The organism is Gaiella occulta (assembly GCF_003351045.1).
Lineage (GTDB): Bacteria > Actinomycetota > Thermoleophilia > Gaiellales > Gaiellaceae > Gaiella > Gaiella occulta.
Map to the genome: position 1 here is coordinate 1 of NZ_QQZY01000029.1, position 942 is coordinate 942.

The 942-nt window shown below is 69.9% G+C and carries 1 protein-coding gene; it reads right to left on the reverse strand.

Going from position 1 to position 942, the window contains the following annotated elements; translation table 11 throughout:
• Nucleotides 1-55 precede the first annotated feature (55 nt).
• The coding region (locus tag Gocc_RS15570) for an IS256 family transposase (protein ID WP_114797495.1) at nt 56-942 on the reverse strand (887 nt) is incomplete at its 5' end.

Sequence of the window (942 nt, forward strand, 5' to 3'; positions counted from 1 at the left end):
GAGGATGACCCGACGGCCGTGGAATCTGATGGCGGCCTCCTGATGGATCATATGGTCAGGCTGTGACAGCGATGGTGGACGGGTTCTCGGCGCCGACGGTGTGGCGGAGGGTCGCCGCGAGTTGCGGGAGTTGGCGGTAGCCCTTCACGCGTCGGAACTGGGTGTGGGCGGCGGTCATGCCGGCGGCAGCCCAGCGCAGGCGCATGTCGCCGTTCTGCCAGCGCTTCACGTTGCGGGCGTGGGCGCGCACGATCTCGATCATCGACTCCACCGGGTTCGTGCTCATCACCGTCTTGAGCAGCGTCCCGGTCACGCCGAGGCGGTTGATGGTAAGCGTCTCGGCGAGCCCTTCGCGGAGGCTGGCGGCGGCGTCGGGGTTGACCTTGTCGAGCCGAGCGGCGAGCGCACGAAGCGCGGCTTCGGCCTCGTCGGGGTTGGGGTTCGCCCAGGCGGCGCGCAGCTTGCGGCGCACCCACGGCCGTTCGGCCTCGGGCAGATGGTCGATCACGTTCCTCTCCTTGTGGAGTCGGCAGCGGGCGATCACGGCGTTGTCGCCGAACACGTCGCCGACCGCTTTCTTGAGCGCTTTGGCGCCGTCGAGAACGAACAGCACGCCCTCTGAGGCGTCGAGGCCGCGGTCGCGCAGCCCCGTGATCAGGTGACGCACGACGGTGGCGTTCTCGGTCGAGCCTTCGACGACGCCGAGCGGCACCTTCGTCCCGTCCGCGGTGACGCCGAGCGCGCCGATCATGGTGTGCCCGGCGAACTCGAACCCGTCGACGAACACGATCAGCCAGCGCTGATCGTCGAGCGGCCGGGAGCGAAACTCGGCGAGCCGCTCGGCGGTCGCGCTGATGAACCGGCGGCTCACCGAGCTCTGCGACGTCCCCGACGCGGTCGACTCCACCGCCTCACCGACCGGCTCGAGCGCGGTCCGGTAGC